General features: G+C 43.0%; 19 protein-coding genes. 5 read left to right on the top strand and 14 right to left on the bottom strand.

The genetic code is table 11. The features are described from left to right. Nucleotides 1-2: 2 nt before the first annotated feature. Nucleotides 3-728 carry a DUF2490 domain-containing protein gene (locus ACP26M_RS17760; protein ID WP_426581947.1) on the top strand — a complete coding sequence of 242 codons (726 nt, stop codon included), beginning with the start codon at nucleotides 3-5 and terminating at the stop codon, nucleotides 726-728. Between the two features lie 221 nt (nucleotides 729-949). Here ACP26M_RS17760 and ACP26M_RS17755 read toward each other — a convergent pair whose 3' ends face one another. The 7 genes from ACP26M_RS17755 to ACP26M_RS17725 all read right to left on the bottom strand — a co-directional run bounded on the left by ACP26M_RS17755 (nucleotide 950) and on the right by ACP26M_RS17725 (nucleotide 9,924). Then, the gene (locus tag ACP26M_RS17755; protein ID WP_426581945.1) at nucleotides 950-1,789 is read right to left on the bottom strand and encodes a DUF2911 domain-containing protein; all 840 of its coding nucleotides are present in this window, start codon (nucleotides 1,787-1,789) and stop codon (nucleotides 950-952) included. 42 nt (nucleotides 1,790-1,831) lie between these two features. Further along, a complete protein-coding gene (locus tag ACP26M_RS17750) occupies nucleotides 1,832-2,854 on the bottom strand; it encodes a proline iminopeptidase-family hydrolase (protein WP_426581943.1) in 1,023 nt (340 codons plus the stop codon). Nucleotides 2,855-3,019: 165 nt separating this feature from the next. Then, nucleotides 3,020-3,763 (bottom strand): head GIN domain-containing protein, encoded by a 744-nt coding sequence (locus ACP26M_RS17745; protein WP_426581941.1) that lies wholly within the window; start codon nucleotides 3,761-3,763, stop codon nucleotides 3,020-3,022. Between the two features lie 203 nt (nucleotides 3,764-3,966). Further along, nucleotides 3,967-5,631, bottom strand: coding sequence for a M1 family metallopeptidase (locus ACP26M_RS17740; RefSeq protein ID WP_426581939.1), 1,665 nt, complete (start codon nucleotides 5,629-5,631; stop codon nucleotides 3,967-3,969). 12 nt (nucleotides 5,632-5,643) lie between these two features. Continuing rightward, the gene (locus ACP26M_RS17735; RefSeq protein WP_426581937.1) at nucleotides 5,644-7,314 is read right to left on the bottom strand and encodes a M1 family metallopeptidase; all 1,671 of its coding nucleotides are present in this window, start codon (nucleotides 7,312-7,314) and stop codon (nucleotides 5,644-5,646) included. 42 nt (nucleotides 7,315-7,356) lie between these two features. Next, nucleotides 7,357-7,974: an XAC2610-related protein gene (locus ACP26M_RS17730; RefSeq protein WP_426581934.1), complete on the bottom strand. Its 618-nt coding sequence runs from the start codon at nucleotides 7,972-7,974 to the stop codon at nucleotides 7,357-7,359. A gap of 93 nt (nucleotides 7,975-8,067) precedes the next feature. Continuing rightward, on the bottom strand, nucleotides 8,068-9,924 hold the full coding sequence (locus ACP26M_RS17725; RefSeq protein WP_426581932.1) for a CocE/NonD family hydrolase: 1,857 nt from the start codon (nucleotides 9,922-9,924) through the stop codon (nucleotides 8,068-8,070). Nucleotides 9,925-10,189: 265 nt separating this feature from the next. Here ACP26M_RS17725 and lpdA point away from each other — a divergent pair, with 265 nt between their 5' ends. Next, complete coding sequence (lpdA, locus tag ACP26M_RS17720) at nucleotides 10,190-11,593, top strand: dihydrolipoyl dehydrogenase (RefSeq protein WP_426581930.1); 1,404 nt, start codon at nucleotides 10,190-10,192, stop codon at nucleotides 11,591-11,593. Nucleotides 11,594-11,678: 85 nt separating this feature from the next. Beyond that, the gene (locus ACP26M_RS17715) at nucleotides 11,679-12,119 is read left to right on the top strand and encodes a sterol desaturase family protein (protein ID WP_426581928.1); all 441 of its coding nucleotides are present in this window, start codon (nucleotides 11,679-11,681) and stop codon (nucleotides 12,117-12,119) included. Between the two features lie 19 nt (nucleotides 12,120-12,138). Here ACP26M_RS17715 and ACP26M_RS17710 read toward each other — a convergent pair whose 3' ends face one another. Then, on the bottom strand, nucleotides 12,139-12,741 hold the full coding sequence (locus ACP26M_RS17710; protein WP_426581926.1) for a hypothetical protein: 603 nt from the start codon (nucleotides 12,739-12,741) through the stop codon (nucleotides 12,139-12,141). Nucleotides 12,742-12,839: 98 nt separating this feature from the next. Here ACP26M_RS17710 and ACP26M_RS17705 point away from each other — a divergent pair, with 98 nt between their 5' ends. Together ACP26M_RS17705 and ACP26M_RS17700 are read left to right on the top strand one after the other, a co-directional pair. Beyond that, the gene (locus ACP26M_RS17705; RefSeq protein WP_426581924.1) at nucleotides 12,840-13,820 is read left to right on the top strand and encodes a glycosyltransferase; all 981 of its coding nucleotides are present in this window, start codon (nucleotides 12,840-12,842) and stop codon (nucleotides 13,818-13,820) included. Nucleotides 13,821-13,852: 32 nt separating this feature from the next. Next, nucleotides 13,853-15,520 (top strand): glycosyltransferase family 39 protein, encoded by a 1,668-nt coding sequence (locus ACP26M_RS17700; protein WP_426581922.1) that lies wholly within the window; start codon nucleotides 13,853-13,855, stop codon nucleotides 15,518-15,520. Nucleotides 15,521-15,684: 164 nt separating this feature from the next. On the opposite strand, the gene ACP26M_RS17695 is transcribed toward ACP26M_RS17700, so the two are convergent. The 6 genes from ACP26M_RS17695 to ACP26M_RS17670 form a co-directional block, all read right to left on the bottom strand. Then, on the bottom strand, nucleotides 15,685-17,493 hold the full coding sequence (locus ACP26M_RS17695) for a RagB/SusD family nutrient uptake outer membrane protein (RefSeq protein WP_426581920.1): 1,809 nt from the start codon (nucleotides 17,491-17,493) through the stop codon (nucleotides 15,685-15,687). Between the two features lie 11 nt (nucleotides 17,494-17,504). Beyond that, the gene (locus ACP26M_RS17690; RefSeq protein WP_426581918.1) at nucleotides 17,505-20,825 is read right to left on the bottom strand and encodes a SusC/RagA family TonB-linked outer membrane protein; all 3,321 of its coding nucleotides are present in this window, start codon (nucleotides 20,823-20,825) and stop codon (nucleotides 17,505-17,507) included. A 481-nt stretch (nucleotides 20,826-21,306) separates the two neighbouring features. Beyond that, a complete protein-coding gene (locus ACP26M_RS17685; RefSeq protein WP_426581916.1) occupies nucleotides 21,307-21,705 on the bottom strand; it encodes a response regulator in 399 nt (132 codons plus the stop codon). 265 nt (nucleotides 21,706-21,970) lie between these two features. After that, nucleotides 21,971-22,795 (bottom strand): family 16 glycosylhydrolase, encoded by an 825-nt coding sequence (locus ACP26M_RS17680; RefSeq protein WP_426581914.1) that lies wholly within the window; start codon nucleotides 22,793-22,795, stop codon nucleotides 21,971-21,973. A gap of 254 nt (nucleotides 22,796-23,049) precedes the next feature. Then, nucleotides 23,050-24,582 (bottom strand): glycoside hydrolase family 32 protein, encoded by a 1,533-nt coding sequence (locus ACP26M_RS17675; RefSeq protein ID WP_426581912.1) that lies wholly within the window; start codon nucleotides 24,580-24,582, stop codon nucleotides 23,050-23,052. A gap of 122 nt (nucleotides 24,583-24,704) precedes the next feature. Further along, nucleotides 24,705-26,411 carry a RagB/SusD family nutrient uptake outer membrane protein gene (locus ACP26M_RS17670; RefSeq protein WP_090529584.1) on the bottom strand — a complete coding sequence of 569 codons (1,707 nt, stop codon included), beginning with the start codon at nucleotides 26,409-26,411 and terminating at the stop codon, nucleotides 24,705-24,707. Between the last annotated feature and the right edge of the window lie 12 nt (nucleotides 26,412-26,423).

Below are 26,423 nucleotides of genomic sequence, written 5' to 3'. Positions count from 1 at the left end.
CCATGCAATTAAAAAAACAACTATTAATTTTTGCAGTATTACTGCTGGCGGCACCTGCAAGGCTGCTGGCACAAGACAACCAGTTTTCGGGCTGGGCGGCTATTTTTCATAGCCAAAAATTATCCGAACATTGGGGCTATTCGTTTGATGGGCAATTGCGCTCGCATGATGAAGTAAGTTACCTAAAGCATATCCTGCTCCGCCCTTCGGCTAATTATTATTTTGCCAAAAACAAGGTAGGGGCCTTGGGTTATGCATACATAGCTACCTATGGCCGCACTCCGAGTAACGAAACAACATTTCGCCCGGAGCACCGTATCTGGCAGCAGTACACATATACCCATAAGCTTACCAAGCATGTGCAATTGGCACACCGTTTTAGGTTAGAGCAGCGTTTTTTAGGGAATACTGCCGCTAATAAAAATGATCGGTATTTTGCCCAGCGTTTCAGGTATTTTGCCCGCGCGGTGATCCCGATGAAGCCTGACTCGGACGTGTTTACAGAAGGTGCTTTCCTCGCCCTGCAAAACGAGGCTTTTGTAAACGTTCAAAATAAGAATAAAGTTAATAAACACTTTTTTGATCAAAACCGTGCTTATGTAGCGGTTGGTTACCGCTTCAGCAAATCATTTGATGCCGAAGCAGGATATTTGAACCAGTACATTAAACAAGCTGATGCTTATGTGGTAAATCATGTAGCACAGCTGGCTTTTTACACGAGGTTTTAAGACCAAAAAATTCCCCTCTTGAGAGGGGGCGCGGAGGAGGGAGTGGTAGCAGGGGTGTGTTTCTGCTGTAGACTTATCAAAGCAGAAACACACCCCTTCGCCCCTCTCAAGAGGGGAATCGCACACCCCCAGCTTTTTAGAATCTTACTTCCAAACAAAAGACCCTTGCCAATATCACTGGCAAGGGTTTTTTGTTTGGCGATTATATTGAGTTAAAATGATTACTTCTTCGCTTGTGCTATTAGTTCGTTATTTAAACGTACGTACTCATCAGTTTTCATCTCAGTAGCCATTTTTACACCTTCCTGGGCTGTTGCTATGGCTGCAGCTTTATCACCTTTTTTCAATAAGATCCGGGCTTTCCATAGTTTAGGCACAAACGGCGGAAAGTTCTTGTCTTTTTCCAATTCGGTAGCCCAGGTTAAGGCCTTGTCCATATCTTTATTATTGTTGTAGTAATAGATCAAAGCTTCATAGTATGGCTTTTTATCTGTATTCATGGCCGAGTCAATTCGGGCCATCACCTTGGTATCGATATCGGTGGTCATGTGGATGGTGAAGCCGCTGTGCTCCCACATCATCTGCAAATCGCAGGTAGTTGCCGCTACATTGCTGAACGCGAGAGTCATGGTTTCTGTTAAAGCCTTAAGGTGTTCTGTTTTTACTTTAAACCGCAAAAAGTCATCAGCTTCCTTATAGTTATATGCGCCCCATTGTTTAGGTTGTTTGCTGAGGATGATAGTCCACTCGTTTTCGCCGGGGATGCTGAACAGGCCATACTCGCCCGCCGGGATCTTGTTGCCCTCCATACTTACCTCATCGGTAAATTTAATTACCGTGGCCGAATTGGCCCCCGTGCGCCAAACTTTTCCGTAAGGTTCCATGCCTCCAAATATTTTACGGCCTCTTACATCCGGACGGGAGTAAACCAGACTGATTTTGCCGAGGCCGAAATCCTGCACAACACTTTGTGTTGAACTGGGTTGCGGCGTTAACTGCGCATAAACATTTACCGCAGTAAGGATCATCATCGTGATGATACAGGTAAATAACTTTTTCATGATTAAGTGTGTGGTGGTTATATAAGATTAATAATTGGTGTGCTACTTTTTATCGGCAGTGAATGTACCCGCGTCAACATCTTTTAAAAAGGCAATGAGATTTTTGAAATAATTTTGCTGATCATCATACATACTCATGTGGCTGCCGTTAGGGCACAGGTAAGTGCGGCTGTTGGGCAGCAGGCGACTTTCTTTTTTCATGTCTTCGGGGTTCATTTCATCATGTACGCCGCCTAAAACAAGGGTAGGCGTTTTTATATCCTGCAGTTTGTCCCAAAATTCCCATCCTTTAAAATTACCGGTTACATGAAATTCGTCAACGCCCTGCATTTGTATGTATATGGTATGATTAGCTTTTTTAAAGGCACGCCATAAAGGTTCAGGCCAGCTCTCTAATGGAAGCCTGCAGATCACCCGGGTATATAGTTTATTCATCAGCAGGTCGTTGTATTGAGGCGAGTCGTATTGTTTAAGCCTGTCTAACGAATCAAATACAGTGATATCACGCGGCGTAAAAAACTTCTTCTTCAACTCAGCGGCATAGGCAACGTAGCCTTTAATACCGGCTGTCATGTTTGATAATACCGCCCCCTTAACGTGCGATTGGTATTTGTGCAGGTATTCCATAGCCAGCATACCGCCCCATGAATGTCCGAGTATATAAAAATTATCAAGCCCTAATCCTTTACGCACTTCTTCAACCTCTTCAACATAACGCGGAATGTTCCATAATGAAGTATCAGCAGGAGCATCCGAATTACCACAGCCAAGCTGATCATAATAATAAAACTCAACGCCCTCCTTCGGCAGAAAATCCTCAAAGCATTCCATATAATCATGTGAAAAACCCGGACCGCCATGCAGCAGCAACACCTTTATTTTACCATCGCCAACTTTTTTTGTCCATACGTTATATTTACCGGCAACTTTAATGAGCTTATTCCCGCCGGTTTTTATTTCGTAAGGAGTGTTTGATGATTCAGTTGCGGTATCCGCCCCTGGTTTTGACGGATTGTTGCATGCGCAAAAGCAGGCAGCAATCAGGACGAAGAATAGCTTTTTCATGGTTAGCGATAGGAATGGTGGAGGTGATTATTTTAGATAAAGATAATAAGAAGCTAACTAAATTAGCTTCACTGGATATACAAAAAAAGCGTCATTGCTTTATTAATTGCAATGACGCTTCTAAATACTTAAAGAGGTTGCTTCTTTGGGGAGGATAAGTGAGGTTTATATCCTCTCGATATCTCCGCTACCTGCTTTTGAGCTTGAAATATTTTTAGCACCGCCGGTGTAATGCACATCGCCTGAGCCGCTTACAGATGCTTCAATTTTGTTGCTGGCGTTGATGGTGGCATCGCCCGAACCGGCTATATGCACTTCGGTGTTAATGGTGATCAGGTCTCGGGCGGTAAAATCACCGGAGCCTACAACATTTACTCTCGAATTATCGGCACGGCCCGAAAGTTTCATATCACCAGAGCCTGAAATGCTGCTGTCCAGGTTTTTAGCATTCACTTTGCCAAGCATATCGCCCGAGCCAACAACTTTTAATTTTAATGAGGTAGTGCTGATGCCTTCTTTAAAATAAACATCGCCGGAGCCGGCAACGTTAATGCTGGTCATATCTTTAGCTACCACATGTACAATCATTTTACGGCTGCGGCCAAAGCTCCAGTTATCCCAGTTGGTGCCTTTTTTACTGTAGATTTTCAATACACCGCCCTGCACTTCGGTAATGATCTTGTCAATAACATCCGAAGGTGCTTCAACTTTTACCGATTCGTTTGAGCCCTGTGTAAAGTAGACATCAAAAGAACCTGCCAGGTCAATAGCGCTAAAGCCCGATAAATGACGGTCTTGCGTGGTTTGGTCGGCGTGTTTAACAATTGGGTTTACTGTTTTTGCCGATGCGTAACCTGTAGTTCCTGCTGCCAACACGGCTGCCAATAATATTTTTGAAATCGATTTCATGACGGTTGTTTTAGTTTCGTTTTCAAATTAGACGCCGGCAGGGGGAGGAAAGTTGCACGGGATTTGATTTTTTTGTGGGGGGAGAACGGTGAGTAGTTGATTAGGTTGATTGGGTGAGTGGTTGTTTGGGGTTAAACCATTCACCCAATCAACCATTCACCCAATCAACCATTCACCCAATCAACCATTCACCCAATCAACTTTCAATCAACCTTAATATAATAATTGAAAGTATCCACCTCTACATTGTCCTTCGTAATACCGTCAATCTTTACAGGGGTAAACTGTGTGGTTGGTTTAATAAATATATAACCGCCACCTTTTACACGCACCTTTACCGGCATGTTGAAGCCTTCGGCATTGGCAATCCATTTGGAATAAAGCTTGCCGTCTTTAACAACAAACTGCAGGGTTGGGATATCCTTATAATGCAGGTACTGGTCAAAAACAGGGGCAAGGTTCATGCCTGCCTGTTTGCAGATATAGCCTACAACATCATCATAAGTAACTGTTTTATGATAGAAGGTTTTGTTAAGCCCGCGGAGGATACTGCGCCATTTGTCATCATTATTGATAATGGTGCGCACCATGTTTAACAGGTTGCCGCCTTTATAATACATATCACCTGAACCTTCCATGTTTACACCATACGGCCCTACAATTGGTTTATCGTTACGGATATTTTTACGGGTTCCGTTCACGTATTCCTGCCCGGCTTGTTTACCGTAATAGGTTTCAATGAACAGCGATTCGGAATAGTTAGTAAAACTTTCGTGGATCCACATATCGGCCACATCTTTTGAGGTGATGTTATTGCCAAACCACTCATGACCGCTTTCGTGTACCACGATGAAATCCCATTTTAGGCCCCAGCCGGTACCTGAAAGGTCGCGACCGAGGTAGCCGTTTTTGTAGTGATTGCCATAAGCGGTGCCGCTTTGGTGTTCCATACCCAGGTGTGGCGTTTCAACCAGTTTATAGCCATCTTCATAAAAAGGATAGGGGCCAAACCAGTATTCGAACGATTTAAGCATTCGCGGCGCATCAAGCTCCCATTGTTTTTTGGCTTTGTCCACATTGTAACTTAATGGCCAGTAGTCGAGCGTTAACGGACCTTTTTCACCCTGGTAAGTGCCTTCAAAGTGGGCATAGTCGCCAATGTTGGCTTCTATGTCATAATTGTTGATAGGGTTAGCCACAAACCAATCGAAGCGTGTATAGCCGTTATTTAAGTCGGTTACTTTGCGTAATCTGCCGTTGGATACATCTTTTAAACCATTAGGTGCGCTGATACTGATCAGGGCGCTGTCTACCTCGTCATATTGATGATCTTTGGTTGGCCACCAGATGCTTGCGCCGATACTCTGGCAGGCAGTTGCCACCCATGGTTTGCCCAATGAGTCTGTAGTATATACCACGCCGCCATCCCATGGGGCACGTTTGGCAATAGTTGGGTTACCGGAATAATAGACAGTAAACTCGTCCTTGCTGCCTTTTTTTATGGTTTTTGGGAAGGTAACAAACACCGCATTAAACTCGCGCGTAAAGGGGATTTCGGTGCCCTCATACACCACTTTCTCTATTTTTAAATTAGAAAACAGGTCGAACTGAAGTTTAGTAAAGTCTTGGGTAGCGGTAAATTTGAACAGGTTGCTGCCGCTGATGAATTTTTTATCGATATCAAACTTCACATCCAGGTGATAGTAGTTAATATCATAGCATGTGCGCAGCGGTGTTAAGCTGCCTCGGAGAGAATCGGCATGGGTAAATGTTTGCCTGTTGGTGCCTAACTGTGCCTGAGTTGGCGCTATGCCAGCTACGGTAAGACCTAAAGCGACTGCAAAAATATTTAAGAACTTATTTTTCATGTATGTTGAGGGTTAATCCATGAGCGCACCCACGTAGTAGTTTAAATAATCAATTTCAATATTGTCTTTGGTGGCGCCTGCAATTTCAACCGGGCTCATTTGTTTTGTTGGGGTGATGAATTTGTATTCGCCGCCCTTTACACGTACCCTGATGGGCATATTGAAATCTTTGGCTTCGACTATCCAGCGGCAGTAAAGCTTGTTTTCATGGCTGGTAAATTCAAGCACCGGAAGGCTGCGGTAATGCAGGTACTGATCAAAAACTGCTGAAAGGTCCATGCCCGATTGTTGGTTGATAAAGCCCACCACATCGTCATAAGTAACTGTTTTATGATAAAAAGTTTTGTTAAGCCCGCGTAGGATGCCGCGCCATTTTTCATCATCATTAATAACAGTGCGGATCATGTTCAGGAAAACAGCGCCTTTGGAGTACATATCGCCCGAGCCTTCTTTGTTTACATTGTAAACGCCAACTATAGGGCCGTCATTATTAATGGTGAGCCTTAAACCGTAGTTATATTCCTGTCCGGCTTTTTTACCCCAGTTATCTTCCACAAAAAGCGATTCGGAATAACAGGTAAAGCTTTCGTGGATCCACATATCGGCAAGGTCCTTATCGGTTATGTTATTGCCAAACCATTCGTGCCCGCTTTCGTGAACGATGATGTAATCCCATTTGCTGCCCCATCCAGTGCCCGATAAGTCATAGCCCATATAGCCATTCAGGAAGTGATTGCCATAGGCCACTGCTCCCTGGTGCTCCATGCCCAGGTGCGGGGTTTCAACCAGTTTATAGCCATCTTCATAAAAAGGGTAAGGGCCAAACCAGTGCTCGAAGGCTTTCAACATAGGCTTAACATTGGCGGCAAATTGTTTTTTTGCTTTTTCCAGACTGGTTGGCAGCACCCAATAATCGAGCGTAAGCTTGCCTTTTTCGCCCATGTAGGTATCTTCAAAATGGGTGTAATCGGCAATGTTGGCAGCAACATCATAGTTATTGATCGGGTTGGCCACAAACCAGTCGAACCGGGTATAGCCATCCTTAAGTGGAGTTACTTTACGCAGGCGACCGTTAGATACATCTTTCAAACCTTTTGGCACACTGATGCTGATCATCATGCTGTCCACCTCATCGGCCAGTTGATCTTTATTGGGCCACCAGATGCTGGCGCCAATCCCTTCGCAGGCCGTGGCTACAAAAGGTTTACCCAGCGAATCTTTTTTAAATACCAAGCCACCATCCCAGGGGGCGTTTTTAGCTATGATCGGGTTGCCGGAATAGTAAACGGTAAACTCATCTTTGCTTCCTTTACTTATGGTTTGAGGAAAGTTGAGAAACACCGCATTGCCATCGCGGGTGAAAGTAAGTTCTTTCCCTTTGTAAACAACTTTGCCGATATTAAGGTTAGCAAACAGGTCGAATTGCAGTTTATTAAAATCCTGTGTGGCGGTGAATTTAAACTGGTTGCTGCCGCTGATAAACTTTTTATCGATATCAATTTTAACATCAAGATGGTAATAGTTGATATCGTAACAAGTGCGCAAAGGCGTGAGCATTCCTCGCAGCGAATCGGCATGGGTAAACTGCTCTTTTTCCTTAAGGAGCTGTGCCCCGGCTGGCTGAGTGAATGTTGCAGCACTTAATAAGGTCAGGGCTGTAAGATATAGTTGTTTTATTTTCATGTACTTAAATTGTGCCAGGTTAAAAGGTAACCATTAAATTGGTTAATCAATCATTTGCCATTTAATCAATTTCCACTTTTGGGATTTTGAATTATATCTAAAAGTTTTTCTTGCTTCATACCTTACATTGGCGTGTATTTGAGTAGTGATGGTTTTTTGTTTGGGATTAATGTATGCCGGAAATGAACCAACGCTATCAGTTAAATATCTGCTCAAATAAAAATGACCGTTTTTATCCTGAAGATAAAAATTGTAAAGTGGGCCGCCGTTACCCCCCGAATCGTACTTGATGGCAATATCTTCAAGTTCATCGAAATTAACATCAGCAATCACTAAGTCACCAAAATCGTAATCCGATACTTCCGCATTCTTCCTGTAACCAGTTATATACGAACGCGTAGCATCGCAATTTTTAAATACATCCTCATACAATAGATCCGCTTTATAGCTTATGTTTTGCCAAACGTTTGATTTAGTTTTACGAGAGATTTGTAAAGTAACATCCGCAGTATAATTTATGCTATCTGTTAGCGGATATCTTCGGACAACTGTTTTATAATCATATACTTTAGATAAATTAGGATGGTTGCAGGTTTGCGCATCCAATCCTGAATGTATACCCAGAGCAATTGTAATTATAAAAAACGGTCTTCGGTTCATACCAACAAATTACAAAAAACAATTGGCTGGGGCCTAATAGTTCCGCCAATTGTTTGAAAGCAAGGGAAAAAACTAATCTCTAATCTCCAACCTCTACTTCAACACCTGCACATCAATGTAACTGTCGTTATAAACGGTTTCGGTAGCTTTGATATAATCACTTTCATCAGCCTTATACGGGTTCTCCACAAATTTTTGTGGGTTGCGTGCTACTATCGGGAACCAGGTGCTTTGTACCTGGATCATGATACGGTGACCTTTTTTAAAGGTGTGCAATACATCCTGCAGGCGGAAATTTACATCGGTTTTTTGATTAGCTACCAGTGCTTCCGGTTTTTCAAAGCTGTTACGGAAACGTGCCGGCATTACTTCCGAACGTACCATTTGCCAGTAATTGCTCAGGATAATGTTTTTGTTGGGCATGTATGGGTTGTTAGGTTCATCGGGCGGATAAACGTCAATCAGCTTTACAACAAAATCGGCATCGGTACCAGTGGTGGCTATTTTCAGGTGCGCCATGATCTCGCCGCCAAGGGTAAAATCATCATTTAATATTTCGCTCTGGTAAACCAAAACATCCGGGCGGCGACCTGCAAAACGCTGGTCCTCACTCATATAATTATGAGGGGTAAAGCCCATGGTAGTGGTGTTATCTTCAGTGTAAGGAACCGGTTTAAGCGGATCGCTTACATAGGAAACTGAACCTGCGGTTGCAGGCTGAGTATTGGTAAGCTTACCATCGGCACCTAAAAACATTTTTTCGTGTACGGCATTGGCGGCAGGCCATTTATCAAATGTTGCCCATTCCTTTTTACCAGTATTAAACATATAAGCATTTGGTAAGCCGGAATTTTTATCTCCATTACCTTTCAAAAAGTGGTTAAAGAATTTGGCTTCAATATTTTTTTGATAGAATGTAGCCACGCTATCACCAAAGTAAACATTGCTGTGCATGGTATGCCCTGTTTCGCGCGACCAGCGACCGTGACCGAATGGCCCCATTACTATGGTGTTATATGCATTTGGATCTGACTTGTTAATGGTTTTGTAAATAGCCAGCGGACCGGTTAGATCTTCGGCATCAAACCAGCCGCCAACCAGCATTACCGCAGGTTTTACTTTGCCGTAGTGTTTCAGCAAACCGCGTTTTTGCCAAAACTCATCGTAATTAGGATGATTGATGGTTTCCTGCCAGAAGAAGTTATCATGATAAAATTTATCGGCATTTTTTAGCGGGCCAAGATCTAATAAATACTGGTAACCGTCTTTGCTATCGGGTTTAAGCATGGAGTACCAGGCTTTGCTGGTTGTATCAGTTTTTTGAACACCAAATACCGGGAAGGTGAAAAAGTACCCTTCAATGAAGGCACCGTTGTGGTGAAAATCGTCAAAAAAGAAATCAGAAATAGGGGCCTGCGGAGATGAAGCTTTTAGGGCCGGGTGGTTTGACAGGATGCCCGCTGCAGTATAAAAGCCCGGGTAGGAGATACCATACTGGCCAACCTTGCCATTGTTGTTAGCTACGTTTTTAACCAGCCAGTCGATAGTGTCGTAAGTGTCGGAGCCTTCGTCAACATCTTTCTTGCTTTTCTTGTTATCGATAACCGGCGTCATGTTGGTCCAGGTGCCTTCGCTTTTCCAACGGCCGCGTACGTCCTGGTAAACAAAAATATAGCCCTCTTTCATCATAATTTCAGACGGGCCAAGCCTTGCCGGATATTTGTCCTCGCCGTAAGGGGCGATGCTGTAGCAGGTACGCATCATCATCATCGGGTACTTATTTTGCGATGAAGCATCCTTTGGGGTATAAATAGAGGTGAACAGTTTTACACCATCGCGCATGGTGATGTACACCTCTTTTTTGGTAAAATGCTCCTTTACATAGTTGCTTTGAGCATTAACGCCGGTATATAATAATACCAGCACAAAAAATAAGTTGATTTTCTTCATAAGATCAGTCGTGTTAAATTGGGCTAAATTTAATAAAGAGTTAACGATAAACCGATTTATCAATGGTTCTGTTACAAACTGGATAAAAAGCTGTTAGTTTAGGATAAATCTGAATCATGATTTATGGGATTAAAGGATTGTCGCGATTTTGTCTGAATTAAATGAATTTATTGAATTTGCCTGGTATTCTGATAATTCCTTAATTCGATAAATTCAGGTTCAGACAATAATCCTTAACTTTGCCCACCATAAAATACACACTACTATGCAATATGATGTTATAGTTATAGGTTCGGGCCCCGGTGGTTATGTAGCCGCTATCCGCTGTGCCCAGCTTGGTTTAAAAACCGCTATTGTTGAAAAGTATAATACCCTTGGCGGTACCTGCCTTAACGTAGGTTGTATCCCGTCGAAGGCGCTGCTTGATTCGTCTGAACATTACCACAATGCTGCCCATGCTTTTAAAACCCATGGCATCAACCTTAAAGATCTTTCGATAGATTTTGGACAGATGATCAAACGCAAGCAGGAAGTTGTTGATGCCAATACCAGCGGCATCAGCTACCTGATGAAGAAAAACAAGATCGACACTCACTTTGGTGTAGGATCATTCAAAGATAAAAACACCATCACTGTTAAAAAAAACGATGGTACTGTTATCGAAATCACCGGTAAAAACGTGATCATCGCTACAGGGTCAAAACCATCGGCATTGCCATTTTTGCCTATCGATAAAAAACGCATTATTACATCAACCGAAGCATTAAGCTTGAGCGAAGTGCCAAAACACCTGGTGTTGATCGGTGGTGGTGTTATTGGTTTGGAGCTGGGTTCGGTTTATGCCCGTTTAGGCGCCAAAGTATCTGTAATTGAATTTATGGATGGCATTATCCCAACTATGGATAAAGGTCTTGGTCGCGAATTACAAAAAGTACTGACCAAACTGGGTATGGAATTTTACCTGGGCCATAAAGTTACAGGTGCCACAGTAAAAGGCAAAGAAGTAACCGTTAGCTGTGATACACCTAAAGGCGAAAAGCTGGAACTGAAAGGCGATTATTGCCTGGTAGCCGTAGGTCGTATAGCTTACACCGATGGTTTAGGTTTAGAGAATATCGGCATTACCGTTGAGGAACGTGGCCGTAAAATTACAGTTGATGAGCACCTGGAAACCAAAGTAAAAGGTGTTTACGCTATTGGCGATGTGATTAAGGGCGCTATGCTTGCCCACAAAGCCGAAGATGAAGGTACGCTGGTTGCCGAAATTATTGCCGGCCAAAAACCGCATATTGATTATAACCTGATTCCGGGCGTGGTTTATACCTGGCCGGAAGTTGCAGCTGTTGGTCAAACGGAAGAGCAGCTGAAAGCAGCCGGTGTTAAATACAAAACCGGTTCGTTCCCGTTCAAAGCAAGCGGTCGTGCCCGTGCCAGCGGCGATCTGGATGGTTTTGTAAAAGTATTGGCCGATGCCACTACCGACGAGATTTTAGGTGTACACATGATTGGTCCACGTGCTGCCGATATGATAGCCGAGGCAGTTGTAGCGATGGAGTACCGCGCGAGTGCCGAAGATATTTCGCGCATGAGCCACGCCCACCCAACCTATACCGAAGCTATGCGTGAAGCATGTTTGGCCGCTACTGAAAACAGGGCGATACATATTTAATTTGGAATTCGGACTTTCGATTTCGGATTTTTAATTTTATAAAAGCAGGAACAACTTTATGTTCCTGCTTTTGTTTTATGTACAGATGCAGACATTAATCAATATCGGAATTGTGTTATTAACCATTGCGTTCATGGAACTGCTCTCCTGGGCCATGCACAAATATCTTTTCCATGGGCCCTTGTGGTTCATCCATAAAACTCATCACCAACAAAGGCATGGCTGGTTTGAATTAAACGACCTGTTTAGCATCGGCTTCGCGGGCTTTGCTTTATGGCTAATGTGGATTGGGCATTTGAGTTTAGACTACCGCTTTTGGATTGGTACTGGTATCAGCATCTACGGTATCATTTACTTCATTTTTCACGACTGGTTTATCCATAACCGTTTCAAAGCATTCAAAAGTGATAATCGCTACCTGGCCGGCATCCGCCGGGCACATAAAATCCATCATAAATCGACGGAGAAATATCCATCGGAAGAGTTTGGGTTGCTGGTGGCTAATAGGAAGTGGTTCAGGAAGTAAGATTACATAATGTAGTGGCCTAAATGATGGGCGTTATATTTACTAAATCGCCGTCATCAAAGCCCACAGAAACAAAAAGCGATCTCTGATATTTTATAAAATACTCTTTTTTTAATCGAAATTTGACGATATCATTTATTGCTAAAGATGCATATGCTAATGGTAATATCCAATCCAAAAAGACATGGTTTTTTCGATCCGCTTTTAATATCTCATCTATCAAAATCAATATATCGGGAATAATGTATTTATGTTGTGGGTCGTAAACGGGATCTAAGGCCCACTCGGCGTCGTCAGAATTGTAATTATCTGCGCCATTTAGATAAATGGCATAAACTTCTTTTTCTGCTCCGGCATCATCCTGGTTTAAAATCCTAATTATTCCGATCCAAATAGCTAATACATTTTCTGGTATTGGAGATTGTATAGCCAGACGCTCCATCCACAAAGCCAGGTCTGCCTGATCAGCTTCGATATCAAGTTGTTTTAACTTATCCCAATAATCCGCAGTTATTAATTTCGAGCAACAGTCAATAATTTTATCCCACGAATCTCTAAGTGGCAAATTTAAATTGATCGTAGAAGTAAGACTATCCCACGCTGCCTCGTGTATTGTTGCCATATTGATTGTATAAGGTTTTGATTTTGTCAAAGATAATAGCTTGCATGATAAAATTATAATCTTAAAGGGTTCTCGTATTATCTTTGCCTCCAACATCTATGAACATCCTCATCGTAAACAACACCCCCATCCCGGCAACAAAATATGGCGGCACCGAGCGTATCATCTGGTGGCTTGGCCACGAGCTGAATAGGATAGGACATAAGATTACCTATTTGGTAGGAGCGGGTTCAACTTGTCCGTTTGCGAGGGTGCTGATCTACGATCCGGCTGTTGACATAAACCAACAGGTGCCCGATGATATTGACGTGGTACATTTTCAGTTCCAGGTGAGTGATTTTACTAAGAAGCCTTATATCGTTACGGTACATAATAACCCGGGTGGTGTGCAATTAGATGTTAACTCGGTATTTGTATCAGCGAATCATGCGCAGCGTCATGGTTCAACGGTTTTTGTACACAATGCTATAGATACAGCAGACTATCAGAAGCCCGATCTCAACAATAAACGCACCCATACCCATTTTCTGGCTAAAGCAGCCTGGCGGATTAAAAATGTAAAAGGGGCCATCGATGTAGCTACCATGAGTGGTAATAAACTGGTGGTACTTGGAGGTACCCGGCTTAACTTAAAAATGGGTTTGCGTTTTACACCTAACCTTAATGTGCGTTTTAAGGGAATGGTTGGTGATGAGGCAAAATCGGTAGTAATGAACGGTTCAAAAGCCCTGCTTTTCCCGGTACTGTGGCATGAGCCATTTGGAATTGCTATTGTTGAAAGCCTGTATTTTGGCTGCCCGGTTTTTGGTACGCCTTACGGATCGTTGCCCGAGCTGGTGCCCGCTGAAGCTGGCTTGCTTTCTGTAAGTAAAACAGAATTAGCAGCCGGACTAAAAAATGTTGAAAGCTTTAATAAACAATATTGTCATGAGTATGCTGTCGATAATTTCAGTATCGGCAAGATGGCAAAGGAATATTTAGCGCTGTACGAACGGGTTTTGAATGGTCAAGTGTTAAATTCAGTCAAGCCCGAACTGATCAACCGTGATCAGCCTAAATACCTGCCTTGGAATAATTAAAATTCGGCTATTTTTGAACATAAATATTTTTAGTGGATAGTTCATCAGCTTCAATTTTCTCTTTACAAAAGCGGCCTTATCTTATTGTGCTGTTATTGGCTATCGTGCTCAATGTAGCAGGTATCGGCATCAAATTCTTTACCGATGACCCGGCGCTGTATTCGGCTCTTTCAAGGAGCATGGCACAAAACAATAATTTTACCGATCTGCTATATCACGGTGCCGACTGGCTGGATAAACCGCATTTCCCCTTCTGGATTATCGCCATCAGTTTTAAAGTGTTCGGTATAAATACCATTGCCTATAAATTGCCCGCCCTGCTGTTTTTTTTCATGTCGGTGGCGTACACTTACAAGCTTGCCAAAAAGTTTTATGGCGATGAAACAGCTATTATCGCTATCCTGATCCTGCTTACCGCTCAACACAGCGTAATGTCAAATACGGATGTACGTGCCGAGCCTTATATTATGGGCCTGCTCATGGGGGCCGTTTACCATTTTTATAAAGTAAAAGAACGGTTCAGCATGGCCGATATGCTGCTGGCATCAGTATTTACTGCCTGCGCAGTGATGACTAAAGGCATCTACCTGCTCATCCCGATTGGGGCGTCAATTATTGGCGATTATTTATTTCAAGGAAATATCAAAGGCGTGTTCCATTGGAAATGGCTGCTCTCGTTTATATTGGTGGTGATATTTACTTTACCCGAAATTTATTCGGTATATACCCAGTTTGATCTTCACCCCGAAAAAGTTGTTTTCGGTCGCACCGGGATTTCAGGCATCCACTGGTTTTTGTGGGACAGCCAGTTTGGGCGTTTCAACAATAACGGTTATATTACGAATACACACGGCGACAAACTATTTTTTGTTCATACCCTGCTGTGGGCTTTCGCGCCATGGGCTATTCTCCTGTTCTATGCACTTTATGCTACCGTCAGGAAAATGATTAAAGGTATAACCCAGCCCGAGTATCTATGTATCTCGGGAAGCGTATTAATGTTGCTGATCTTTTCGGCATCGAAGTTTCAGCTGCCATTTTACACTAATATCCTGTTCCCATTTTTTGCTATTATAACCGCGGTTTTTATTAGTTCATTAAAAGCTGGCGCCGCGTTAAAGTTTTTCAAGATAGCTCAATACATTATCACAGGGCTTTTATTGGTAGCTGTTATAGCGCTTAATTTCATTTTCGCGCCCGAATGCTGGCCTGTTTTTGTTTTGTTGATTGCAGCGTTTATTGGGTTGTCCATCTACATTTATAAAAATCCGACACAAATTTACCAGCCGGTATTTTTGTTTACCTGTGCCGTATCGGTACTGGTGAATGCTTACCTCGTAACCGTTGCTTATCCTATTATTGTTGATTACCGGGGAGATCTTTCGGCCGCCGAATACCTCAATCAAAACTATCCGCAGCAAAAAGTAAGCGCCGCGGTTTTATCAAATACCTTCGATTTTTACTACAAAGGCGAAGCTACTTATAGTAACGTTGACGATATTCTAAAAACAGACCATCTGAAAAGCCGGATTATAGTAGCCGATGAAAAAGCGGTAGCCGAATTAAAAGACAAAGGGATTGCTTATACTATAATAAAAGCTTTCCAGGATTTTCCTCATGAAAACCTGAGCCTGCCCTTTATCATCAAAAAGAGGAGGAGTACTACTTTGGATCAATTTTATCTGATCAGGATCAGGTAGAGCAATGCCCGCTATAAATTGGCAATGCCCCAATTAACAACTACCTTCTTGTTTAAACGCCTTGGCGGGAGCAACTGTTTAGGCCAGGTTGGTAATTATAGGGTGATAACACATAACAATCAAAAGGCTGTCCCTGAGGCAGCCTTTTGATTGTTTAAATAAATTTACCAGCCCGGATTTTGCGTCAACGCGGGATTAAGGGTAATTTGTTGTGCCGGGATCGGATATAAATAATTTTTTTCCGAAAAATTACGCGCTGTATTGTCAAGGATGAGCTGACCGTTGGCATCTAATGCGTTGGTAGGAGCAGGCTTTAACGGGTTTGGTCCAACATCGGCCTGTGTACCTTTAAATTTAATGCCTACTGGCCATGGGCTTACAAAAGCACTGATGTTTCCATAGGCGGTACCGCCGGTGTTGCTAACCAGGTCGGTAGCGGCACTATGCCAGCGTTTGATATCGTCAAACCTGAAGTTTTCATAATAAAGCTCAATAAAACGTTCCCTCCTGATCTCCGTACGCAGATCCAATCCGTTTGCACCTGCGAAACCATTGGTTAATGGCGGCATATTTTTATTAACGCGCAGGCGTACCAGGTTGAGCGATTTGTTAAGATCAGCATCTGTTATGGCACCGTCACGTTCATAAACTGCTTCCGCATAGTTTAGCAGTACTTCGGCATAGCGGATCACCGGGTAATCTTCCGACTCTTTGGTATCCGGGCAGTTGCGTTCGGTTACCCATTTTTGATTGGTATAACCGCCAATCTTAACAACTTTTCCCATAGATAAAGCGATATCAGCGGCGTCATTTAGCCAGGTTACCCGGTAATTGGCGTTGCCATACCAGTAGTACATATTGTTAACCTGGATAGTATACTTTAAACGATTATCGCGGTTTATAAATTCCGATCCGTAAGTTTCAAAACCCTGGAACAGCGGCGATTTTTCAATAGGCAATCCATCCTGGCATAAAAACGCGTTCACGTATTTATGCTGAGGCCCAATCTGCGTTCCCTGCCGGCTAATATTTGTTCCGATTGTTTTGCTCACATCGTCATAACGGTACGATAAAAGGTACTCATGATTAGCAGTTTTGGTAACGGAAGCCGGGTTTGATTTTAGATTTTCGAGGATAAAAAGGTACTTCTGCGCGGAATCACCCAATATGGTACTGTTGCCGCCCAGTGCATTTGAAGCCGGGGTACCGAAAAGTGCAAACTGATTGCTGGTTATCACCGCGTTGGAAGCCGCGGCCGATTTATCGAGCAGCATATTATAACGGGTTGCATCACCGTTTCTGAATTTTTGCCATGTGCCTTCATAAAGTGCAACCCTTCCTAAAAACGCTTGCGCGGCAGGTTTGCTCACCCGGCCAAAATCTGCAGAATTGGCTAAGATGGAAGCAGGCAGATTTGGTATGGCTGCTTCCAGATCAGCAACAATCAAATCAACTATCTGATCGCGTGATGCCCTGGTGCCATAAAGTTCGGGCGAATCAAGGTTCAGCGTTTTGGTGATCAGCGGAACCCCGCCATACAATTGCAGTAATTCAAAGTAGCAGTAAGCCCTGAAAAATTTGGCTTCGGCAACAAACTGGCTGATGCTGGCCTGATCGGGGAAAGTGGCGGCCTTTTCAAGTAAGTAGTTGCAATTCCTGATCCGGGAGTAATTATTATTCCAGTACGAATCACTTGCCGGTACTGTATTGATACCTGCGCCATACACGCCACCTCCGCCAAATACATCGGCACGCCCGTCATAATGCGGGTTATCTGCAAACGAATTGTTGAAATTACGGAGATAACCATAATATTGGTTGGCAAATGTTTTAAAATCACTGGCCGACTTAAAATATGCCGGATCCGATAGCTGGTCCTGCGGTTTAAGGTTAAGTGACTTGTTGCAGGCGAACAAGCCTGTAACAATAATTATTGAAAGGATACTGAAGATCCTCCGGTAAATATTTTTCATAATCATTTCAATTAAAAAGTAATGTTTGCGCCTACGGTTACATACCTGTAAAATGGATAACGCTCGTTGCCTGCAGTGGTCCTGGTCATTTCAGGATCCCAGCCATCATGAATTTTGCTGTATTCCCACAGGTCGCTTCCCGAAATGTAAAACCTTAAACGGCTGATAGCTTTGGTGCGCTCTGTTAACGATTTTGGTAAGGTATAACCGATAACAAGGTTTTTCAAGCGTACATAAGCGCCGTTTTCAACAGACCAGCTTGAAATCTGGTAGTTGTAACCATTAATTCCATTGCTATGCAGGTTAGGGTAATAGGCATTTGTATTTTCAGGGGTCCAGGTTTTACCAACCCATTGGGTGGTTTGCGCCTGGTAAACGGCGGCAAAAGGTACGCGCCAGTTATTTGCACCACCATTGGCCCTGAATATTGTCCGTTTACCTACTCCTTGAAAAATGCTTGTAAAATCAAAGCCTTTCCATTGCAGGCTTAATGTCAAACCAAAAGTATAGCGCGGAATGTCGCTGCCTAAATAAACAAGGTCGCCCATATCTTTTGCCGATGTACCTGTAGTAAGTTTACCATCGCCGTTAACATCAACAAAATAATTATCTCCCGGACGTAAGCCTGAGTTTTGACCCGGCAGGTTGGTTAAAGGAGTGGCTACAGGGATGCCGATAGTATTGATCACTCCGCCGGGGGCATAATAGGTGGAGTTATAGGTATCAACCTGTGCCTGTGTCTGGAAACGGCCTCCGTATTTAAGGCCGAAATACGACCCAAGCGGGTAGCCCTCAACAGTGGCGTTATAACCTGCACCTAATGCCGGAACGCCATTAAAATATACCAATTTGTTTTGGCTGTTGGTAATATTACCCGAAATACTGTAGGTTACCTGCCCAACATGGTCTCGCCAGGTTAATTGTCCTTCCCATCCCCAGGTTTTCAGATCGCCGTTATTTGACTGGGGCGCGCCGATACCCAAAACAGCCGGATAGGTAACACTCACCAGCATGTTTTTATTCTGATTGCGGAACACTTCAAAAGTTCCGTTTAAGCGGCCGTTCAGCAAACCGAAATCAATACCAATGTTCCGTTTAATCACTGTTTCCCAGGTCCTGTTGAGCGAAACCAGGTTTCCCGTGGTTGTAGTTGCGGTTGCGAGTGCCGAACCTAAAAGGGTATTGCTATTGCCGACATTAAGCGATTGCAGGTAATCATAAAGGCCGATACCGCCCTGGCTGCCCGATGTAGCGTAAGAGGCCCGTATCTTTAACTCGCTAAAAATATTTGTTTTCTTGATGAAGCTTTCTTCGCCTAAGCGCCAGCCGCCCATTAGGCTGTAAAATGGTTTCCAGCGTTTATCCGCAATAAATTTTGAAGAACCATCATACCTGCCGGTTCCTTCAAACAGATATTTGCCTTTATATGCGTAGGTAGCTCTTGCAAAGTATGAACCCAGGGCGTAGTGGTTGCGCTGTTCGTCGTTGGTTACAAAACCGGCCAACGAACTGCTCAGCCCTAAATTTAAAGAAGGTACATCATCGCTGCCCAAATTGTAGGTACGGGTATTAAACATATCATACTCATCTCTTTCGTAGGAACTGCCGATCATTAAAGATACATCATGTACACGGTTGAAAGTATTGGCATAGGTTACGCGGCCAATGAGGTTATAATATTTATCGTTGATATTAGCACGGAAATAGTTTTGGCTTCCTCCCGAAGTACCACCTGCCGGTGCGGTAGTCCCCGTCAGGTATTTATCATCGTATGAATAAAGACGAACTGTTTTGGTTTGCACACGGTCATCCTGCCACCAAACGTTATAACCTGCTGTTCCGGTAAAGGTAAGGTGCTTCATGAAATTATAGGTAAGCGTTGAGTTTAACAGTGCCCGGCTATTGTTTTCCAGGTTGTCGCCCCCATCCCTTAATAGTCCAGCGGGGCTTGTTACTCCTCCCCACTGATATGGCCGGCCAGATTGCGTGAACATAGGCAAACCGATCTGAAATCCGTTTCCGAGCGCACTGTAACTTCCCGAAGTATACATGGTTGGCTGTTGAATATTATTTTGCTCAAGCGCAATATTGGTTTCCAGTTGCACTTTATCGCTGAATCTGTAACCGTTATTAAGCCTGAGATTATAGCGTTGATTACCGTTATTGCCAATCCGGAGCTGGCTGCCGTCATTTAAATACCCTAACGAAACACGATAAGTGTTTTTTTCTGTTCCGCCTGATACCGAAAAATTGTGTTGTGTTGAAGTAGCCCTCCCCCATATGTACTGTTGTAGTGATACATCAATAAAGTCAAGTTCCTTTACATCGAGGAATGCCGGCACAGGCAAGCCGTTATAAAACGAATTTGCAGTGATACCTCCGGTGGTGTTTCCGGGAATCTGTGATGCCAGTACCACCGTGCCTTTATTGGCCAGCGCAAAATTGGCCAGTTGGTACCAAAGGTCGGTTGTTGGCGCTACTCCATAATTATCATTTGTTCGGGCCTGAAGCAGGCCATTTGCCCATTGGTCAATATTTGTCATTTTAGGCTGAAGACCTAAAAATTTCTCAGACACAGAAGGGTCATACTGGATCACCATTTTACCTGCTTTACCTTTTTTTGTAGTGATCAGTACAACGCCATAAGCAGCGCGTGCACCATATATCGAAGCCGAACCATCCTTCAAAACCGAAATATTGTCGATATCATTGGGGTTGATGGAGTTCAGTTCATTGTTATTATTAAGCGCGACCCCATCTAAGATCACCAAAGGGTCTTGCCCGTTAACGGAGGTTGCTCCGCGGATCTGGAAGTTCCAGTTTTCGCGCCCTGGCTGCGCCGAACTTCTGGTTACCACCAAACCCGGAACCTGGCCCTGTAAATTGGCAATAGGATTATTAGTTGGCCCGCGGTCTTCAAAAACTTTTGAGCTCACCGTGGCAATAGCGCCTACCACCGACGGTTTCTTTTGTGTACCGTAAGCAACTACTACAACCTCTTCCAGATCGCTTCTTTTGCCTGATAACTGAATGTTAATAACAGGGTCATCGCCAACAGTGACTTTACGCGTGTTATAACCCAAAAAAGCGAAAGATAACTTTGCTCCGGGATTAACGGTTAATTTGTACTTGCCGTTTACATCAGTTTGAACGCCATTGGTAGTGCCAATAACCTGCACAGTTACACCAGGCAGGGGTTCCCTGGAGGTTGAATCTGTGACAGTACCGCTGATTTGGCGGCTTTGCGCCGCAGCATGATAGCCCATGCCTACCAGCAGCAAAAAAACTAAAAGGCACCTTGCCGAATACTTTTTTTGGTAAAAAAAACTCATAGTTCTTAAATTTTAGGTTTATGACTTAGTGTAATGATCGGCGCTATCCGCTCAATCACCATAAAGACACACGCAGGATTTTATTATACTCATTAATGAATGAGATTCTTTTTAGTGGAGGGATTTGCCGGTACAATTAAGAGATTCAGCTCAGTGATATGTTTAAGTACTACCTATGATATGATTAAAAGGTTATCATAGTGAGTGATTTTACCCCTGCGGCATGTGAGCAAAATTTGGTAAGGAATCGGGTATTGATGACAAGATCTTGTCAGTGTTCAATTTTTTAAAAAGCAGCTGTTCAACTTTTGGGAATGCTATTTTGTAATAGCTTGATTATCAACGATAGTTTGTTCAAAACACGGTTTGATGTATTTTAAACCAAATGTAAGTTGCTGATTATTAGTGCTATTTTTTTGGCGAAAAATACCAGGTGTTCACACTTTTTAAAATTGAACACCTGTGAAATGGGTAATCATCCTTATGTTTTCGAACGCTCAATACAGGCCGCTAATACAAGCTCAAGCACCGGCCTTGAAACAGGTTTGCTAAAGAAACCGGTCACAAAATCATAGCTGAGTGCCCGCTCCTTGTCGGTTGGGTCAATTGACGACGAAAATACATAGAGCAGTGGTTTAACCGGCAGTATGGATTGCAGATCCACAAAACCTTCAAGAAAATCCCAGCCGTCAAACCTGGGCATCCTGATGTCCAGAAAAATAACGTCCGGGCAATCCGCCGGGTTATCTGTCAATGATTTTAACGCATCTTCACCGTCGTAACTATGTGACACGGGTTTAAAATCTTCAATTCCTGCAATAAGCTTGTCCAGTATAATATGGTCAAGTTTACTGTCATCAATAAAGAGTAATCGGAACATAATTGGTAATTATGATATTGTTGCATAAGTTAAGATATATTATCCACTTTTTAAAAAAATGGATAGTATTACTACGCTCAACCTGCAATTGGGAAAAGTTATTGTAGTATTGATTAATTTATTTATAAATTATGTGTGGTTCTATTTTTGAAAGTAATAGCTAAAAGGGCATGCATTTCGCTTTTGCGCATACATACCCTTTTTAGTTTTAATGAACCAGGAATATCACCGGTACCGGAGAAGCAAGCTTATAATTTGGTTAAAGCTATAATGTAGCGCTTTTTTCAACAATTACATTCCTTGCGCGCATATAGGTGGTTCCGGTGGGACCGGGTGATCCTGACGATCCTTCCATTTGGTAATCAATAATGATATTCAGATTTTTCCCGACAAAGTTAGCGCCCGTTTGGGTGCTTTTTAAAGAACCATCTATCCAGTATTCGATGGACACATCGGTCGCATTGGTCTTGGTCATATAAACCGAATAAGTGTGCCAGTTTCCGGGGCTGGAAATAGTTGTACCCACACTCGACCAGCCTCCGCTCGCATTTTTGTAGGTATTTGTCCAGCAGGTTGCACTTCCTTTAAATTCCATAAAGTCACTTTCGGGTGGCCATGAGTCTGCTCCGGTTACCCAAAAGGCAGGCCATGTGCCAGTTTGTGATTCGCATTGAAATTCCCCTTTGAAATGCCACTTAGGCCAGGAGTCGGTTACTACAGGTACGGTCTTGGCATAAATTGTCCCTGAGTAATAATGGATCGGTAAATATGGATCTTTATTGCTGTTGCCAACGCTGCCGCTGGGTGCACTGGTTAGTGTAAGCACCCCTCCGGAAACTGAAATATTTTGAGAGCGCATACGGGCAGACCCATTATGATCAGATCCCCAGGGATACAGATCATTCCAATAAGTGCTGTACGAGCTAAAGGAGGTAGAAGGAATGACATTTACCCATGATACCGTATTGGTTGCAAGATGACTGGCTGAAGTATTTACCGCGGAGTTGGCGGTGGCTGCATTATCTTTTCTACATGCAAAAAACGATGTAATCACAATAAATGCGATTAAAACAAAAGTTAAATTTTTCATAATAAAGATTTTTTAGGTTAATAGGTGTGCTTCTCCCGATAGTTGATGAGAGTACTGGTTAATTGGTGTCACAAATTAACATACTTAAAATCCCATGGATAGGGGGCAAAACTGGAATTTATGGGGGTTATTATATATTAATATTATAATATAACGAGACGATAAAGCTATTGGAGAGAGCGCCCCGAAATGCCCGGAAATGAAAAAGGTTGTTTTCGGGATGAAAACAACCTTTCAGAGCTTACTGTTGCCGGTTATTTCCAGATAGATTTCAACCCGGAAATGCTGATATTATTAATGGCTAATTTTCCGGTGGTTTTAACTGCAAGGTTGTTGAAATCTTCGGTTGGGAAATAGATTGCAGTCATGGTGGTTAAGCCTCCGTCGGCAAATAACTCTACTGATGATTTGTCGACTACTAAAATGAGATCTGAATTTTTAGCAGCGCTTTGCCGCGGTGCGGTAAAACGGCCGGAGAAATTCTTTTGGAAATCCATTTTTCCGGCTTTGGTACGATCTATATAGTATTCATCTTTGGCAGGGTCGTAACCAATAAGCAGTTCTTCACCTCTAGTGTTTGATAGCCTGATGCTATAATCTTTTAAGGTAGCAAAGCTCAATTTTAAAACGTACCGGCTTTTGAGTTTATTAATTTTTGAACTAAGATCAAGAAGAGACCTGTTAAACACGGGCTGCTTTAACGAAATTGTTTTTTCTTCAATGTTTTTTAGTTCAGCCACAGGTTTGGATACCAGTAAAATTTGGCCTTTGCTTTGTTTCAGGCTAAGCTCACGTGGGATGGTTGCGGCATTACGCCAGGCCTTTGTGGGCACCTGATTAGCATATTGCCAGTTACTCATCCACCCTAAAAATATTTTACGGCTGCCGGTATTGCTCCAGGTAATGCCTGCATATTCGTCGGGACCGTAGTCAAGCCACCGGGTATTTGAATCAAGGGGACTAAATTTGTTCCCGTCAAAACTTCCCACAAAGTATTGTGTAGCCGAACCGCCGTTTGGCCCGCCGGGATTAAGGTTTACGATCAGGATCCAGTAGGTTTTTTCGTTCATTTTTAGTGGGAACAAATCAGGGCATTCCCATACGCCACCGTGTGCACCTGCCTTGATGCCGAACTCGCTTTCTTTTTTCCAGTTTTTCAGGTCAGGGGCCGAATAGAAGGAGATGTGATCTTGAGTTGCAAGGGTCATTACCCATTTTTTCTCCGGGGCATACCACATCACTTTGGGGTCGCGGAAATCACGGACTCCGGGGTTTTTTAAAACCGGGTTGGCGCTGTATTTAGTCCATGTGCCGCCACCATCCAGGCTATAGGCAAGGCTTTGGTTTTGAAACTTATCGGTACCCTTTTTTTCCCCTTTAGGGTCATGATGGGTGAATATGGCCACCAGGGGTATTTTGCCATTTTTACCAAACCCGGTTGTATTATTGGAATCGACAACAGCGCTACCAGAAAAAATATATCCAAGGCTATCCGGATACAATGCGATAGGTAACTGTTTCCAGTGGATTAGGTCTTTACTTTCCGCATGCCCCCAGTGCATTGGTCCCCATACAATGTCTTTAGGATAATACTGGAAAAATAAATGATAAGTATGGTTATAATAAACCATACCGTTTGGGTCGTTCATCCAATGCTGGGCCGGTGAAAAATGTACCTGGGGACGATGTTCATCCGCATAAGGTTTTGGGGAGGAATCCTGGGCCTTACAAATACAATTTAAGGCAATAAGGAGGGGCAATATAAATGCGCCGCATTTTGTTTTCATAATTTAAGCTTTTAATAGGTTATATATTTGGCAGGGTATGCAAAAACTTACGGTACTTCTGGTATAAAAAAGGGAATCCCGGCCTAATAATTCAGGCCAGGTTTCCGTTGGTTAATTATAGTTTAATAGCCAGGGTTTTGTTTATATAAACCGTTGGTGAACGTAATCTCCGATTGCGGAATCGGGAGGTATTCATCTCTTCCAGCGGTAAATTTAGCCGTTGCTAAAAATGGCCTCCTAACTTTTTCTACATTAATGTAGTCGTTTAAAGTTTTTTCTGCAATCCCCCATCTAACTAAATCAAAGAAACGTGCCCCTTCGGTAGCAAATTCCAATCGCCTTTCCCATTGTAAAGCCTTGCGGGCATAGTCCTGTGTCCAGTTTGCCGGGCCATAGGGTTTTATATTGTAGGATGAAGGGAAAGTTCCATCCAGCTTTTTAAGTCGCCCTGTACTGGCTGCTGCCCTGTTTCTTATTTGATTAATTAATGGCAGTGCACTTGCCTGTTGCCCTAACTCAATATAAGCTTCGGCCTGCATTAATAAAACGTCATCATACCTGATGATATCATAATTTTTTGCCGAGCCCATAAATGGTCCCAGTTTAAAATAAGATGCGCTTGTAGCTAACTGCTGGTTACGCATAGTATGAAAGTTGCCATAAACTCCCGGGTCGCGCACCCAGCTATTGCTGAATGGTTTGGTGTTATCATATTTGTACGGATGCCCGTCAATGCCAACAGTATGGTCTAACCTAGTGTCGACAGTAACTTTCGACAGATCGGCTATGCTGTTATTGAACGTATCAAAGTTAGGTAAACCATTGGCATCAGTTGTATAGGCATTAACTAAATTCTGACTTGCAGCATGGAACCCGCAACAGCCGTATTGAGGTGCCCCGTGCGGATAGTTTAAGCCGTCTTCAAAATTTAAACGCCCGGAGGTAGTACCATCATTGATAGTAAATTGTATGGCGAATACTGATTCGGGCCCGTTCTCTGTTTCGGGTAAAAAGTTATCAGCAATATCCGGGCTTAGCGAGTATTTGCCAGATGCTATCACCGCTTGTGTAAGCGTAACAACTTCCTGTAGCCTTGTTTTATTGATATTGATCACATGGTGTTTATCATCCTGCTCATAGGCCTGGTATAATCTTAATTTAGCTAAATAAGCCTGTGCATTTACTTTATTGGCCCTCGCTAATTCAGATTGTTTAGCCGGCAAATTATCAACTGCATATTGAAAATCATCGGCAATTTTATTCCATGAATCTTCGTTTGATAAAGTGTTTGAAACCTTCAGAATGTCGGCAGGAGTTGCGGTTTCATCAAAAATAGGGATGTTTTTGTATAGCAATTTCATGGTAAAATAGCTATGTGCCCGCAAAAACCTCAATTCGGCCAAACGGATCTTTTTGTTTGGGAATTCAGCATCCGAAAGGGAGTTAACTGCCCTAATTGCCACATTTGCCCTTGAGATAGATTTAAACAAATTTTTCCAGGTGCGTGACACAAACGAATCCATCGAGGGCGTTACCAGGTTGTAATGTTCCAAAGCGTCAACTTCGCCAACATCTCCTGTGCCGCCGCCACCTTTATAAGCATCATCTGAACGGACGCTGCCATAAGCCCAGTCACTATATATTGGCCCTATCATATCGCCATTCCCGATAGCTGCATAAGCTGCGGTTACCAAACCTTCAACGGCGGCCGGTGATTTTAAATCTGAAGGAGATAATACACCCTTTGGAGTATAATCTAATGCTTTTTTACAGGAACTAAAAATTATTAGCCCCGATAAAATAGTTGTTACTAATATTTTCGATTTCATATTGAATGATTT

Source organism: Mucilaginibacter sp. R-33 (assembly GCF_049949235.1).
Classification (GTDB): domain Bacteria; phylum Bacteroidota; class Bacteroidia; order Sphingobacteriales; family Sphingobacteriaceae; genus Mucilaginibacter.
The sequence above is the reverse complement of the archived record's forward strand: the minus strand, read 5'-3'. Positions and strand labels throughout refer to the sequence as shown.